This is a genomic window from Nannocystis exedens (assembly GCF_002343915.1).
Taxonomy (GTDB): Bacteria; Myxococcota_A; Polyangia; order Nannocystales; family Nannocystaceae; genus Nannocystis; species Nannocystis exedens.
Window position 1 is genome coordinate 4,585,725 of the sequence record NZ_NETK01000001.1, and the last position, 14,878, is coordinate 4,600,602.

The window sequence follows — 14,878 nt, forward strand, 5'->3', positions numbered from 1 at the left end:
CCTCGGGAGAGCGCATGTCCGGGAGGGCGCGCCCCTTTCTTCGTGGGCGGCCGAACCGCACTCGACCCTCGTCGCCGGGAGCGGGCCGCCGCCGCTCGCCGGGTCCTGCCGACGCGGCCGCTCCGCTCACGCCGCTGTCTCCCACGCGTTCGCGCCCCGCAGTACACCCGCGCGAGATCGCGTAGACTCCGCCTCGCGTGCCCGCCGTCCTCGTCCCCGACCGCCTCACCCGCCACGTCGCCGCCGGCCACCCGTGGCTGTACGTCGACGCCGTCCCCGAGGTCGTCGGCGCGCGCACGGGCGACTTCGTCACCTTGCTCGGCCAGGGTCGGCGGCCGATCGGCCACGCCCTGTTCGACGCCGACTCGCCGATCGCCCTCCGCGTGCTCGGCACGCGCAAGGACGAGCAGCCCGGCCCTGCGCTGTGGCGCCGGCGGATCGAGGCCGCCTGGCGGCTGCGGCAGACCACCCTCGACCTCTCGGCCACCGACGCCTTCCGCGTCCTGCACGGCGAGGGCGACCGTCTGCCCGGCGTCGTCGTCGACCTCTACGCCGACTGCGCCGTCCTCAAGCTCGACACGCCTGCCTGGCTTCCGCACCTCGGCGACCTCACCGAGGCGATCGTCGACGTCGTCCGCCCGCGCACGCTGTGGTTCAAGGGTCTGAGCGGCCAGCGCGGCGGCGACGACGTGCCTGCCGCCCAGCGCCCGCGCGTGCTCGCGGGCGAAGCGCCGCCGGAGCAGGTTGCGATCTGCGAGCACGGCATGCGCATGCAGGTCGACGTCCGCCGCGGCCAGAAGACCGGCATGTTCCTCGACCAGCGCGAGAACCGGCGCCTCATTCGCCAGGTCGCGCGCGGCCGCGAGACCCTCAACCTGTTCTCCTACACCGGCGGCTTCTCGCTGGCCGCCGCGCTCGGCGGGGCCCCGCGGGTCACCAGCGTCGACCTCGCGCGCAACGCCGTCGACGCCGCCCGCGACAACTTCGCGCTCAACGACCTCGACCCGGCCGCGCACGCCTTCGTCGCCGCCGACGCCTTCGCCTTCCTCGACGACACCGCCGGCGCCACCTACGACCTCGTCATCGTCGACCCGCCCTCGTTCGCCCCGAACCATAAGGCCGTGCGCGCGGCCGAGGCCGCCTATGCGCGGCTCAACGCCAGCGCCCTGCGCCAGGTCCGTCCGGGCGGCCTGCTCGCCGCCGCCAGCTGTTCGAGCCATGTCCCGATGGACATGTTTTTAAAAATTCTCAGCGAGGCGGCGCGGCAGGCCCGGCGTCCACTGCGGCTGCTCGAGGTGCGCCACGAGCCGCCCGACCACCCGACCCCGCTGCACTTCCCCGAGGGCCGCTACCTCAAGTTCGTGCTCGCGCTCGCCGAGTAGCGCTTCACCGCCTCGCCGATCGCAACGTCGGGTCGTGGCTCGGCGGGCGCCGAGTCGCGCTCACTTCACGGCCAGCAGCTCGACCTCGAACAGCAGCGCCGCGCGGGGCGGAATGACGTCGGCGAAGCCGCGGCGGCCGTAGCCGAGGTGTTGCGGGATCGTCAGGCGCCGCTTGCCGCCGACCTTCATCCCGACCACGCCCTGGTCCCAGCCCTTGATCACGTCGCCGGCGCCGAGTTGAAAGTTGAACGGGCGCCCGCGGTCCAGCGAGCTGTCGAACTTCGTCCCGCCCTCGACCAGCCAGCCGGTGTAATGCACGCTGACCTGCTTGCCCGGCTCCGCGGTCGCGCCGGTGCCCACGACGATGTCTTCGATCTGTAGCTCTTCGGCCATGACCGAGCCTAGCAGGTTGCGGAAGCGCGGGCGGCGTCCCGGAGACCGATTTGCGCGGCCCGCGGACCCCGCGCGATTTCGGGAACGGCTCGCACGCGCCGCCCCCGGCCCCGGCACGTCCGCCTGCTCTCGACGGGCTCGGAGATCGCGATCGGCACCCGCGGCGCGCGCCGAGGCAGCTCGTCGACCCCGCGGAAGCGGGGCGCGCCGATTTTCAAGAGGCATGGTTCGGACATCGCGGGGTCGTCGACACATTCTCCGACGATCCACGTGGAGAGCTGCGCGGCACATCAACCATGACTCGCCCGCGAGCTCTTCGTGCGACTCCTATTTAAAAAAATCATCTGCCCTTTGCGCAACGATCACGATTTTCGCGAGAACCGCCGCGAAACGGACGACATGGCGCACGTCGCCGTAAATACGCTCTCCAGCGGGGCGCACCGTCGATTGCAATCGCACAATCGAGGCAAGAGGCTCACCGGGATCGCTCGACGCGGCGAGAGCGGATCGAAGCATCTGTGGCCGGGAAAAGACGGCCATTGACTTCGTCGAGATTCGATTCCGAGGCAATGCGGGAGACGGATGCTGATCGTCGCGTGAAGTCCGGGGGGCTCCAATCGGCCTTCAGCAGCTCGGGAGGCCCGGCGGGGCGCCCATGCGTCGACTTCGCGGGCGGGCGAGGCGGGCTCAGTTCTGCGCGTACGTGCCCTGCGTCCTCCTACTCCCCCCTTGCCTTGCGCAGCCCCCATTGGGGCGACAAGGAATGGCTGGCCGGCGTGTCCTGTATCCATTGATTGGTTCACCGAAGCGCCAGTGATCACGCTCACGAAGCCGATCAATCTAATTAACTTTGTCCAAAACCACCTCATCTGTATTCTGTCGACGAAAGGTGGTTCTATTGATGGTGATGAAACGCGTTTTGGGCGCAGCACTTCTTATGTCGTCGCTCGCCGGGTGTGATGAGGAGCAGCTCGATCAGCGTCCGGTCGATTCGGTCGAGGATTCGACCAACGCGGCGGAAGGCCTGCCCCCGCTCAAGGACGGTGAGCGTCGCATCAACGGAGATGTGCTCGCGGAGATCGAGCTCGACGGCGGGGCCGATCTGACCTTCGTCGGGACCGAGACGGAGGATGGTGGGTACATCATCCACCTGCTCGAAAAGGTGCCCGCAGGGGCGATCGGCCTCGCCGACATCCCCGAGGCCCACGGTACGAACGTGCTCGACGTGTTCTGGGCGGTGACCGAACCCGGGACCGAGGTGCCGGAGCAGTTCGATCTGGCGGTCCCTGGCGGCGCCCCCAGGGGCGATCAGGGCTGGCTGCTGGACCTGATGCCGAAGCTCGACATCGTGAAGCCGCGCGGGACCTGTGTCAGCAACTCGGATTTCCTGGCGGAGCTCACCTCCAAGGGGTACACCGACCGCGGTTGGCAGGTGTACGACGAAGAGGCCTCGACCTCGCCCTACTTCCAGTACTACAGCGAAGCGCCCCACGGCGACTGGTACCGATACCACGTCACCAGCCTCGGCGGCGGTCATCAGATCCTCGATGCCGATCGATACTACGGGCTCGTCCAGTTGTGCGCGCTCGGTTATCACCCCAACCTCACGAGGTCCGGGATCAACTATCCGCACTTCGGACCGAACGTGATCTTCATGTACCGGCAGTCCACCACGTGGGTGTCCGTGGTCAACGAGGACCTGGATGTCGCGGATATCGGCGCCCAGTACTACTACTGGTCGTACACGCTCACCAATTACGACTTCGGGACCTGGATCATCAGGTCGAACACGAATGACGTCTGGGACATCGGGGCTCGCGGCGAAGATCTCTAGCAGGTCATCGCGGCGTCACCCCAAAGCCGAGGCCGGACTCGGGGGCCTTGCCATGCGCGTCCTTCCTTGTTGGAAGGATGCGCAATCGCAAGGCCCTCGGTCCGGCCATGATTTTTGCTGTTCTCGACCGAGTCGGGTCCCCCGCGGAGAACAAGCCCGTCGACGCGGCGCCGAAGGACCTCGCGCCGCTCTTCGAGGGCATGTGACACCGGGCGACCGTCGCGCCCGCGACCATCACCGACCTCACGGCCCCCCAGGACCACCGGCGCCGGCATCGGGCACAGCCTCCCCCACCTGCGCGCCGGCCCCCCGCGCCCGACCTCGACGGGCAGGAGTGCTTCCTCACCACGAACCGCCCGGAGCGCGAGCACCAGTCCGCGGGCCAGGCATTTCGTCGCGATCGCCTGCCTCCGGGCGGCTCGGCGGAGCCGCGGTTGTTCCCGAGCACGACATCCCGCCGACTTCAGGCCATCCGAGGCCGAGATCCAAAATCCCCCGGGTGAGCCCGCGGCGGATCGTCGCAGCCGGGAACGGTGGTCGCGCTGGCGCGGACGCGCTAGCTTCACGCTCGATGCTCAACACCGAGATCGGTCGGTTCCGCCTCGTCAGCCTCCTCGAAGGCATCTCGTTCCTCGTGCTGCTCGGGATCGCCATGCCGCTGAAGTACGCCGCCGGCATCCCCGAGGCCGTGCGTTACGTCGGCTGGGCCCACGGCCTTTTGTTCGTGCTCTTCATCCTCGCCCTGCTGTCGGCCTCGACGGCAGCCCGCTGGTCGCTGGCGAAGACCGCCGGCGCCTTCATCGCCAGCGTCATCCCGTTCGGCGCCTTCGTGCTCGAGCGCCGCCTCCGCGAAGAGGAGCGGGCCGCCGCGCGCTGAGCCGCCATGACGCCGCCGCGCGCCCTGCTCGAGCAGATCGCCGCCGCCCTCGACGCCGCCCTCGCGGCGCCGAGCCCCGAGCTCGTCCGCGCCGCCGCGCAGGACGGCGCCGCCGCCCACGCCGAACTCCTCGCCCGCGCCCTGCTCGCCGTCCCGCCCGAGCGTTTTTTCGAGCCTGTCCCTTCCGACCTGTCCTGTGCGACACACGCCGGGCCGCGCTCGGCGCCCCCGGAGTCCGCCGGCGCGCGCGACCCCCCCGCCCCTTCCGACCTGCCCCTTCGACCATCCTGGCCCACGGCCCCCGGCCCCGCTCCTCCCGCGCTGGCCCCCGCCCTGCTGGACCTGTCCCTTCGACCATCCTGGACCCCGGCTCCCGGCCCCGATCCTCCCGCGCTGGCCCCCGCCCCGCTGGACCTGTCCCTTCGACCATCCCGGACCCCGGCCCCCGGCCCCGACCCTCCCGCGCTGGCCCCCGCCCCGCTGGACCTGTCCCTTCGACCATCCCGGACCCCGGCCCCCGGCCCCGATCCTCCCGCGCTGGCCCCCGCCCCGCTGGACCTGTCCCTTCGACCATCCCGGACCCCGGCCCCCGGCCCCGACCCTCCCGCGCTGGCCCCCGCCCCGCTGGACCTGTCCCTTCGACCATCCCGGACCCCGGCCCCCGGCCCCGATCCTCCCGCGCTGGACCTGTCCCTTCGACCTTCTGCGCTGCACCCTCTCCCTGGTCCCGACCCGCCTGCGCCGGCCCGCGGACCACCTGTCGCTCCCGTCCGGCCCCCTGGTTCCTCCGACATCGCTCCGTCTCCCGAGCCCGCGCCGCTGCCGATCGAGGCGCTCGGCGAGGTCTACGCCGCCCTCGCGGGCCGCCGGCTCGTCCGCCTCGGCGCCAACGCCTTCCCGCTGCGCGACCTCCAGGGCCGCACCACCTGGATCGCCCTGCCCGAGCTGCTCGCGGTGCCCGATGCCTCGCGCGCCCATCACCTGCGCGGCCTCGGCCTCTCGCGCGACGCGGCCCGGCGGTGCGCGCGCGAGCTCGCCGGCGTGCGTGACGAGGCCGTCGCGCGCGCCGTCCTCGCCCGCGCGCGCGGCGATCCGCCCGCGACCGCCGGCGCGGGTGACCTGGTCTTTCAGCCATGTCCCGATCGCCGCCGGGCCGGCGCGCACTACACCCCGCGCCACCTCGCCGACACCGTCGTCCGCGCCGCCTTGCGCCCCTTGCTCGCCGCGCTGGGCCCCGCGCCGACGGCCGAGGCGCTGCTCCGGCTGAAGATCTGCGACCCCGCCATGGGCTGCGGCGCCTTCCTCCTCGCCGTCGCTCGGTGCCTCGCCGTCCACCTCGTCGCCGCCTGGGAGCGCGCCGGCGACCTCCCGCCCGAGCCGCATCGGCTCGCGCGCCGGCTCGTCGTCGAGCGCTGCGTCTTCGGCGTCGACGCCGACCCCTTCGCCGTCGCCCTCGCCCGGCGCTCGCTCTGGCTGCTCTTCGGGACAGGTGAGCCGCCCGCCGAATTCCTCGCCGGCGCCCTCCGCCACGGCGACGCCCTCCTCGGCCTCGACCTCGCCGGCCTGCGCGCCTTCCACTGGAAGCCTGCCCCGGCGGAGCCCGCGATCGCCGCCGCCGTCGCCCGCGACCCCGAGCTCGCCGCCCGGCTGGGCGACCTCGTCGTCGGCGCCTTCCTGTCCCAGCGGACAGATCGAGCCCGCGAACACGAGCGCCGCCGCCGGCTCCTCGCCGTCCTCGCCGCCCTCGCCGCCGGCCGCGACCTGCCCGAGTTCCCGCTGCCCGCCCCGCTGGCCCCGCCGCTGCACTGGCCGCTCGCCTTCCCGCACGCCTTCGACGCCTTCGTCGGCAACCCGCCGTTCCTCGGCGGCAGCCAGATCTCCGGCGCCTTCGGCGAGCCCTACCTCGCCTGGCTGCTCGCCCTCCACCGGGGCGCGCACGGCAACGCCGACCTGTGCGCCCACTTCCTCCGCCGCGTCGACGGCCTCCTCGCCGCCGCCGGCACGATCGGCTTCATCGCCACCAACACGATCGGCCAGGGCGACACGCGGAGCACGGGCCTTCAGGCCCTGCTCGCCCGCGGCCATGTCCTCCACGACGTCACGCGCGACCTGCCGTGGCCCGAGACGGCCGCCGTCACCGTGGCGATCGTCCACCTCGCCCGCGGCTCCGCGGCCGCCGCGGCCGCGCCCTACCTGCTGCGCGAGCCGATCTCGCCGCAGGCGCGCGACCTGTCCCCGGAGCCATCTCAACCCGCCGGGGCGCTTATCGACCTGTCCCATCGACCATCCGCTCCCCCGACCTCCGGCCGACCCGATCTGGCGGTGGGGGCGCACGACCTGGCCTCGGGGTCATCCCACGCCCCGCTCCCCGCCGCAGCCGCGCCCTCCCCCGACCTGTCCCATCGGCCACTCGGACCTGCGACCTCCGACCGACCCGTTCCCTTCGAGCCGAACCCCGGCGCGAGCGCCCGCTCGGGGCCGGCGCGATCGCCGACCGACCTGTCCCTCGGGACATCATTGAAAGATCTGCGCCTCACCGGCGACGTCTCGGCGCCTCCTCGCGCTCTCCCCCTCGTCCATGACCCCTTCGGAGAGCGCCCCGAGGCGCTCGCGCCCACGCACCGCACCCGCGTCGTCACCGGCCTCACCTCGCATCTGCACGCCGGGCGCGAGCGGCCCGATCCGCGGCCGCTCGCGGCGAACCGACGGATCGCCTTCGCCGGCAGCAAGGTCTACGGCCAGGGTTTTCTGCTCACCGCGGCCGAGCGGGCGGAGCTCGTCGCTCGTGACCCGCGCAACGGCGCGCGGATCTTCCCCTACCTCGGGGGCGACGACATCAACCACGCCGGCGGGCCGCGGCGCTTCGTCATCAACTTCGGCGCCTGCAGCTTGGCCGAGGCCGAGGCCTACCCCGACCTTTTGGCGCTCGTGCGCGAGCGCGTCAAGCCCGAGCGCGACCGCAACCCCCGCGAGTTCCGGCGGCGTCACTGGTGGCGCTTCGGCGAGCTCGCGCCCGGCCTCTACGCCGCGCTCCGCGGCCTCGAGCGTTGTGTCGTCAATTCCCAGGTCGGCAAGCACCTCGTCTTCGACCTCGCCCCCACCGACTATGTCTATAGTCATACCACCTACGTCTACGCCAGCCCGGCCCCGCTCAGCCTGTTCGCGGTGTTGCAGTCGCGGGTCCACGAGGTCTGGGCGCGTCGCCTCGCCTCGTCGATGAAGACCGACCTGCGCTACTCGATCGCCGACTGCTTCAACCCCTTCCCGTTCCCCGGCGCCGGCCCGCGCGTCGAAGCTCCCGCGCTCGCCTCCCTGGCCCGGCGCCTGCTCGCCGCCCGGGCCGCCGCTCCGGGCTCGCTGACCGGCCTCTACAACGCCCTCCTCGGCCCGCGCCGCGACCCGCGGCTCGACGAGCTGCGGGCCGTCCACGACCTCCTCGACCGCGCCGTCCTCGACGCCTACGCCTGGAGCGACCTGCGCCTGCCCCCCTGGCCGCAGCCGCTGGCGGGCGAGCCCGTCGCCGCCGAGCTGTTCGACCGCCTCCTCGCCGCCAACGCCGCCGCGGCGCGGTGACTCGCGCGACCGCGCGTCACGGTTCGGCGCCGGACGAGCGAGCTGTCCTCCTCGACATGTCCAGAAGGACAGTCACTGCCCACCCGCCGGGGGAGCTCACGCCTCCGCGCCGGGCAGCTCGATCAGCCGGAAGTGCGGCCCGTCGGGGTGGAGGCGGCGCAAGAGCGGCAGCGCCACGTTGTACACCGGCACCCCGTTGCTCAAGAGCCCCTCGGGGTAGCCCTTGTGCGCGTGGCCGTGGATCACCGCCGACACCGGGTAGCGCACCAGCGGCTCCTCGAGGCGGCTGGAGCCGAGGAACGGGAAGATCTCGAGCGGCTCGCCCTCGACGGTCGCGCGGATCGGCGAGTAGTGCAGCAGCGCCAGGCGCTGGGGCGTGCGCAGGCGGGCCAGCGCCGACTCGAGCTTGAGCGCCTCGTCGAGGGTCTCGCGGACGAACGCCTTGGTGCCGGCCTCGCCCCACGGGCCGAGGGAGTAGCGGCCGAACCCGCCGCAGAAGCCCTTGATCCCGGCGATCCCGACCCCGCAGACCTCGACCGACTCGCCGTCGAGCACCGTCACCCCGCCGGTGGTGAGGATCTCCGTCACCTCCGTCTGGTGACCGGACTCGAAGTCGTGGTTGCCGAGCACCGCCACGACCGGCGTGCGCACCCCTTGGAGCTCGCGGGCCAGCACGTGGGCCTCCTCGGGCAGGCCGTAGTCGGTCAGGTCGCCGCACATCACCAGCACGTCGGCGGCCTGGGCCGCCTGTTGCAGCAGCGGCGCGAGGGCGCCTTGGGAGTGTTTGGTGCAGTGGAGGTCGCTGACCGCCGCGATGCGGATGTTCGTAACCTTCGTCCCGTCGGTCATCCGTCACCTGCCGTGCTTGTCGATCGCGGCCGTCCAGTGAGCGATGTCTTCGCGCGACATCCAGCGCTCTTCGAGCCGCGCATCGGCCAGCTCCCAGCGGTCGATGTCGGTGAGGTATTGCTGCCTCGAGAGCAATGTCCCTTTGCACATGCTCTTTTGGGCATATTTGTCGCGGCGCAGGCGCTCGAGCAGGTGGGTCATCACCGGGCCGGGGATCTTGCCCTGCTCGCCGGGGTAGATGAAGCCGAACAGGATCAGGTGCGACAGCAGCACGCGGAAGTGGTCGCCGAAGCGGCGGACCAGGCGGGACCAGTCGAGCGCGTCGGCGCAGGCGCGGAGCACGTGGGCGACGTCGGCGCCGTCGAAGCGCTCGCGCTCCATGATGAACGCCTTGCTCCACACCATCTCCTCCGGCGGGACCAGCAGCACCTCCTGGTCGAGCACCACGTCGCGGCGGGCGTGCTGGAACCACCCCGCATCGACGCGCGCGACGGCGTTGCCGGAGCTGAAGATGACGTCGACGAAGTCCTCGCCGCAGTGGGCCTTGCCGAGCCAGTGCGGGAACGTCAGGTCGCAGGTGTAGCCCTCGGCGGCCAGCACCTCGAGCGTGCGCACGGCGTCCTCGGGCAGCACGAAGATGTCGAGGTCCTTGGTGTGGCGCTCGATGCCGGTGTAGCGGGCGAAGGCGTAGGCGCCGCCGACCATGAATGGCACCTGCGCCGCCGTCAGCGCCGTCATCGTGCGGACGTAGAAATTCCGGGCTTGCGGGTCCACGAGGTCGGTCAAGGGCCCCCCTCCGTCATGGGTTCTGGAGTCTGAGCACCGCTCCGCGACGCGTCGAAGCGGCGTCCGCGGCGCTGCCGCAAAGTGTGCTTTGCGTCAACTTCAGCGGTCGCCGGCTCGATCGGCGGCGAACCCGCACGGGTTTCGGCGCGGCAGGCGGCGGGCCGCGGAGGCCTCAGAACACCGAGATCGAGAGGGCCGCTTCCTCGCGGGTCGAGCGGGCCTGCTGGCGCAGCCGCCACACCGCCCCCGCCGCGCCGAGCGCCAGCACCCACGGCGTGATCCGGCCCCACCCGCCCGGGCCGTCGCCTGACCCGAGGGACAGGTCGAGCAGGCGCAGGCACAGGAACGAGGCCGCGTAGACCATCCCGGCCGCGCTGACCATCGCCGCCAGCGAGCGCGCCCACGCCACCGCGCGCGGGCTGTTGCTCCACACCTCGCGCTGCAGGTAGCGGACGTAGAGGTAGCCCGGCGTCGCGGCCACGCCGATCGCCGCCGCCACCGCGAGCCCGCCGGCCAGCGACGACGCCGAGAAGATCAGCGCCAGCACGTCGGCCAGGCCGCCGATCAGGAGCGCCGCGCCGATCCCCGAGTACGCCGCGATCTCCGGCCGGGCGCGCCGCGCCACCGCCGACAGCTCGTCGATGTCGGTCGCCGTGCGGGCCGCCAGCGACGTCGAGGCGCGCAGCGCGACCGCCTCGGTCGGATTGGCCGGGGCGACGAAGGCGGCCAGCGCCGCGTCGAACTCCTCGAGGTCGGCGTAGCGCTGCGACGGCTCGCGCGCCATCGCCCGCTGCAGCACCATCTCGAACGCCTCCGGCAGCTCGCGGAGGATCGCGCGCGGCCGCGGCGGCTCCGACGTCAGCACCGCGTGCAGCGCCGCCGCCGCGTCGTCGATGTCGAACGGCGGCCGCCCGGTCACGCAGCGGTAGGCGATCGCCCCGAGCGCGTAGAGGTCGGCGCGCCCGTCGACCTTCGACCCGCGGGCCTGCTCCGGCGCCATGTAGGCCGGCGTGCCCATGATCATGCCGGTCTGCGTCTGGCTGGCCTTCGGGTCATGCAGCTTGGCGATGCCGAAGTCGATCAGCTTGACCGTCGGGTTGGCCGGGTCGCCGACGAGGAACAGGTTGGTCGGCTTGAGGTCGCGGTGGATGACCCCGCGCGAGTGGGCCACCATCAGCACCGCCGCCGCCTGGCGGAGGATGTGGACCGTCTCGCGCACGCCGATCCGGCCGACCCGGTCGAGGTGCTGCCCGAGGTCCTCGCCGACCAGCCGCTCGCACACGATGAAGGGCGTCCCGTCGATCGTCTGGTCGACGTCGTGGATCTGCACGACGTTGGGGTGCTCGATGGTGCCGGCGATCTCGGCCTCGCGGCGGAAGCGGGACACCACCTCGGGGTCGCTGGCCAGCACGCGGTGGAGGATCTTCACCGCCACCGTCCGCCCGGGCAGGCGGGCGTGCTTGGCCTCGTAGACCCGGCCCATCCCGCCGTCGCCGATCACCGCCTCGATGCGGTACGTCTCGGCCAGGGTCGAGCCGATGTAGGGGTCGTCGGTCTGCGAATCGACCCCCACCAACTCGACCGCGTGGCGCGGGCAGACCTTGTAATCGAGCGGAAAGTGCTCTCCGCACGTCGGGCACCGCCGAGGCAATACGGTGCGGTCCTGCTCGCCCGGGCTCATGGCCGGCAGCATAAGAGAATTCGGGTCCGCGGCGCCATCGCGCGTCCGCTCACGCGAAATTCGGCCCGCCATCGCCTCCGCCGGGCCCTGTCGCCGGCGGGAGCACGCGCCCGCGCGGGCCCCCTCGGGCCGCACCTGCCCGGCGTGACCGCGCCGTCACCGGCCTCTGGACGCGCCCGGCGGCGCGACTCGCACCAGGGAGATCGCCGCCGCCACCCCCCGCCGGCAGACTCTTGCCTGCGGTCACGCCGGATGCCGCGCCGCGTCCCCGCCCGCGCGTGTCCCCGCGCCTCGCCCCGGCGAGGCGCCGCTCCCTGCGGCACGGCTGAGCTCGGTACCCTCGAAGGCCTGTCCGACCTGTCTCTTCGGACATTATGTCATCACACCCCTGGCTACACTCTACATTCGACTCTGTATTGCGTGCAGCAGCCGTAAGGACCGAATCAACAGAGTTTGTGCTCAGCACATTTGCCGCGTCCACGATCGCCCCCCGCATCGTCGCCCGCAGGCCCCAGGCAAGCCCTGCGCCCGCTTTTCGGCGCTCGAAACCATCGTTCCTCGCGATCGCCCATTGACGCGCCCACTTGTATACGCCCCGGGCCGGGCCTATCCTCGCCCGCGACCGGCATGGACAAATCGATGCTGACGCTGCGCCGGCTGCTGGCGGCCCACGACGAGGCCATCATCGAGGCCGGGACCGCGTGGGTGCGGGATGCGGCCGCGGTCGACCTCGCGGAGCAACCGCTGGCCGAGACGCGAGCCGCCTTCCTCACCGCCCAGCACATCGTCCACAACCTCGTCACCGACCTGCTGGGCGGCACGATCCGCGCCGAGTCCGCGCCCGGGCGCGGCGCTCGCTTCACGATCCGCTTCCCCGCCGACCCCGGAGCATGACCCCACCCGACACCCACACCCGCGCGCCGCGGGCCGCCTCCACCTCGGCCGTCCCGCACCTCGGTCGGCTCGAGCTCGACCCGCGGCTGGTCGTCCGCAGCTTCGACGCCGGCTTCGCCGCCCTCGCGGGCGAGCGCGCCGACGAGGTCCTCGGGCGCCCGCTCGACGCCCTCTTCAGCGTCCGCGACCGCCGCGGGATCCTCCGCTTCGACGAGCTCATCAGCCACAGCAACGCCGACCACATCGACCTCGACATCCACCTCCGCCTCGGCGCCCGCGAGCTCCTCACTCGCCTGCTGCTCACGCGCACCGACACCGGCTGGCTCGCCTTCATCGAGGACCTCGGCGGCGCCGGCAACCTCGTGTCCGAGCTGGCCCAGAGCCGCGAGCTGTGGCGCGAGGTCGTGCATCAATCGGCCGAGGGTGTCGCCGTCCTCGGCGGCGACGGCAAGCTGCTCGAGCACAACCCCGCCTTCTTCCGCCTGCTCGACCTCCGCTCGACCCGCAACATCCCGCTGAGCGAGGAGGCCGTGCGCGGCGCGGCGCTGGTCGACCTGCTGATCGACGACTCGCTGAGCCCCCTGCGCGACCACCTCGCCGGCCGCGCCCCGCTCGGCCGCGAATTGCAGCACCGCGGCCGCTGGCTCGAGTTCGCCGCGCGCCCGCTGGCCTTGCCGCGGCAGCGGTTCGCCGGCGTGTGGCTGTCGCTGCGCGACATCACCGAGCGGCGCCGGGCCGAGCGCCTGCGGGCCGCCCTCGACCTCGCCCGCGAGGAGCTCCTGCGCAAGGAGAAGCTCGCCGCGCTCGGCGGGCTCGTCGACGGCATCGCCCACGAGATCGGCAACCCGCTCGGCGTCGCCGTCACCGCCGCCAACCTCGCCCACGACCAGCTGCACGAGCTGCGGGCCTCGTTCGAGGCCGGCATCCTGCGCCAGCGCGACATGCGGCACCACCTGCAGCAGGCGCTCGCCGCCGCCGACATCGCGCTCGTGAACCTGCGCCGCGCCGCCGCTCTGGTCGCCGGGGTCAAGCAAATCGCCGTCGACAGCTCCGAAAAAGTCCGTCAGGACATGTCCGTCGGGACATATGTCGGCGCCGTGGTCGCCAGCCTGAGCCCGCTGACCTCCGGCACCCCGCACCGGGTCGGTGTCGACGTCCGCGCCGACCCGGTCGTCTCGGTGTTCCCGGCCGCGCTGGCGCAGATCGTCACCAACCTGGTCCACAACGCCCTGACGCACGCCTTCCCGGCGGGGCGGCCCGGCCGCGTGGTCGTGTGGGTCGATCGAGTGGCGGGCGAGCAGGTCGAGATCGGCTGCCGCGACGACGGCGTCGGCATGACCGCCGGCACGCTGCCGCGGATCTTCGAGCCCTTCTTCACCACTGCCCGCGACCAGGGCAGCGGCCTCGGGCTCTACATCGTCCACAACCTCGTCACCGACCTGCTGCGCGGCACGATCGTCGCACGCGCCGCCCCCGAGCGCGGCGCCACCTTCATCGTCCGCTTCCCCGCGCGCCCAGGAGACCTGTGAGCCCTCGGCCCGACGACGGCTCCGCGGCCCCGCGCGACGCCGTCGTCTTCGCGCCTGAAGACCATGCCCCCTCCGCACGACGACCGGCTCCGCTGCCCGCGCGACCCCTCGTCCCTCCCCCGCACCTCGCCGTCGTCCCCGCCCTCGCGCTCTGAAGACCCGCGCGACCGCCCTCGCCGTGCTACGCGAGGGCTGCCGCCGCCACCGCGCCGCCGTCTCATGATCTTCGACGCCCACCTCCACATCATCGACCCGCGCTTCCCGCTGGTCCAAAACCACGGCTGGCTGCCCGCGCCCTTCGATGTCTCCGAGTACATGTCCCATGCGACAGCACTCGGCATCGGCGGCGGCGCCGTCGTCTCGGGCTCGTTCCAGGCGTTCGACCAGTCGTACCTCGAGGACGCGCTGGCCCGCCTCGGCCCGACCTACGTCGGCGTCACCCAGCTCCCGGCCGACGTCGCCGACGCCGAGGTCTTGCGTCTGCACGATTGCGGCGTCCGGGCGGTGCGCTTCAACCTCCGTCGCGGCGGCTCGGCCGACCTCGCCGACCTCGAGCCGCTGGCGCGCCGGGTCTTCGACCTCGCCGGCTGGCACGTCGAGCTCTACGTCGATTCCGCCGACCTGCCCGGCCTCGCCGCCCGACTGTGTGCATTGCCGCGGGTCAGCATCGACCACCTCGGCCTGTCCGCCGCCGGCTTGCCGACTCTGCTCGCGCTGGTCGAGCGGGGCGTCCGCGTCAAGGCCACCGGCTTCGGCCGCGTCGACTTCGACGTCGCCGAAGTGATGCGCCAGATCGCCGACGTCGATCCCGACGCCCTCATGTTCGGCACCGACCTCCCCTCCACCCGCGCCCCACGCCCCTTCGCGCCCGCGGACATCGACCTTTTAAAACAGGCGCTCGGCCCGGAGCTCGCCCGCCGCGCCCTGCGGGACAACGCGATCGCCTGGTACCGCCCCGCCGCGACCTGAGGCCCGGCCTACGCTGCGCGTCGCACCACTGCGCCCGCAGCCGCGCGACGCATGGGCCGCGCCGTCCGCACGAATATCCACAGACGTCCGAGCATCATCCTTGGCCGGAAT

General features: G+C 72.5%; 12 protein-coding genes. 8 read left to right on the forward strand and 4 right to left on the reverse strand.

The features are described 5' to 3' along the window. The first annotated feature begins 197 nt into the window (after window positions 1-197). Entirely contained in the window at window positions 198-1,382 is a 1,185-nt protein-coding gene (locus tag NAEX_RS18005) for a class I SAM-dependent rRNA methyltransferase (protein WP_096328710.1), read from the forward strand. A gap of 60 nt (window positions 1,383-1,442) precedes the next feature. Here NAEX_RS18005 and NAEX_RS18010 read toward each other — a convergent pair whose 3' ends face one another. Beyond that, on the reverse strand, window positions 1,443-1,775 hold the full coding sequence (locus NAEX_RS18010; RefSeq protein ID WP_096328711.1) for an FKBP-type peptidyl-prolyl cis-trans isomerase: 333 nt from the start codon (window positions 1,773-1,775) through the stop codon (window positions 1,443-1,445). Between the two features lie 351 nt (window positions 1,776-2,126). On the opposite strand from NAEX_RS18010, the gene NAEX_RS47985 reads away from it, so the two are divergent. From NAEX_RS47985 to NAEX_RS53840, 4 genes are all read left to right on the forward strand, one after another. After that, a complete protein-coding gene (locus tag NAEX_RS47985; protein WP_143140920.1) occupies window positions 2,127-2,318 on the forward strand; it encodes a hypothetical protein in 192 nt (63 codons plus the stop codon). A gap of 364 nt (window positions 2,319-2,682) precedes the next feature. Beyond that, window positions 2,683-3,609, forward strand: a complete 927-nt coding sequence (locus NAEX_RS18015) for a hypothetical protein (RefSeq protein ID WP_143140919.1) — start codon at window positions 2,683-2,685, stop codon at window positions 3,607-3,609. 571 nt (window positions 3,610-4,180) lie between these two features. Then, complete coding sequence (locus NAEX_RS18020) at window positions 4,181-4,486, forward strand: DUF3817 domain-containing protein (protein WP_096328713.1); 306 nt, start codon at window positions 4,181-4,183, stop codon at window positions 4,484-4,486. A 6-nt stretch (window positions 4,487-4,492) separates the two neighbouring features. Further along, the gene (locus NAEX_RS53840; protein WP_143825590.1) at window positions 4,493-8,059 is read left to right on the forward strand and encodes a type IIL restriction-modification enzyme MmeI; all 3,567 of its coding nucleotides are present in this window, start codon (window positions 4,493-4,495) and stop codon (window positions 8,057-8,059) included. 96 nt (window positions 8,060-8,155) lie between these two features. On the opposite strand, the gene NAEX_RS18030 is transcribed toward NAEX_RS53840, so the two are convergent. From NAEX_RS18030 to NAEX_RS18040, 3 genes are all read right to left on the reverse strand, one after another. After that, complete coding sequence (locus NAEX_RS18030; protein WP_096328715.1) at window positions 8,156-8,908, reverse strand: metallophosphoesterase family protein; 753 nt, start codon at window positions 8,906-8,908, stop codon at window positions 8,156-8,158. Between the two features lie 3 nt (window positions 8,909-8,911). Continuing rightward, entirely contained in the window at window positions 8,912-9,694 is a 783-nt protein-coding gene (locus tag NAEX_RS18035; RefSeq protein ID WP_096328716.1) for a nucleotidyltransferase family protein, read from the reverse strand. Window positions 9,695-9,866: 172 nt separating this feature from the next. Further along, a complete protein-coding gene (locus tag NAEX_RS18040) occupies window positions 9,867-11,375 on the reverse strand; it encodes a serine/threonine-protein kinase (protein ID WP_170135808.1) in 1,509 nt (502 codons plus the stop codon). 627 nt (window positions 11,376-12,002) lie between these two features. On the opposite strand from NAEX_RS18040, the gene NAEX_RS18045 reads away from it, so the two are divergent. From NAEX_RS18045 to NAEX_RS18055, 3 genes are all read left to right on the forward strand, one after another. After that, window positions 12,003-12,269, forward strand: coding sequence for an ATP-binding protein (locus tag NAEX_RS18045; RefSeq protein WP_096328718.1), 267 nt, complete (start codon window positions 12,003-12,005; stop codon window positions 12,267-12,269). Then, on the forward strand, window positions 12,266-13,798 hold the full coding sequence (locus NAEX_RS18050) for a PAS domain-containing sensor histidine kinase (protein ID WP_096328719.1): 1,533 nt from the start codon (window positions 12,266-12,268) through the stop codon (window positions 13,796-13,798). The genes NAEX_RS18045 and NAEX_RS18050 overlap by 4 nt, the downstream gene beginning before the upstream one ends. 219 nt (window positions 13,799-14,017) lie before the next feature. Next, window positions 14,018-14,767 (forward strand): amidohydrolase family protein, encoded by a 750-nt coding sequence (locus NAEX_RS18055; protein ID WP_096328720.1) that lies wholly within the window; start codon window positions 14,018-14,020, stop codon window positions 14,765-14,767. Window positions 14,768-14,878: the final 111 nt, after the last annotated feature.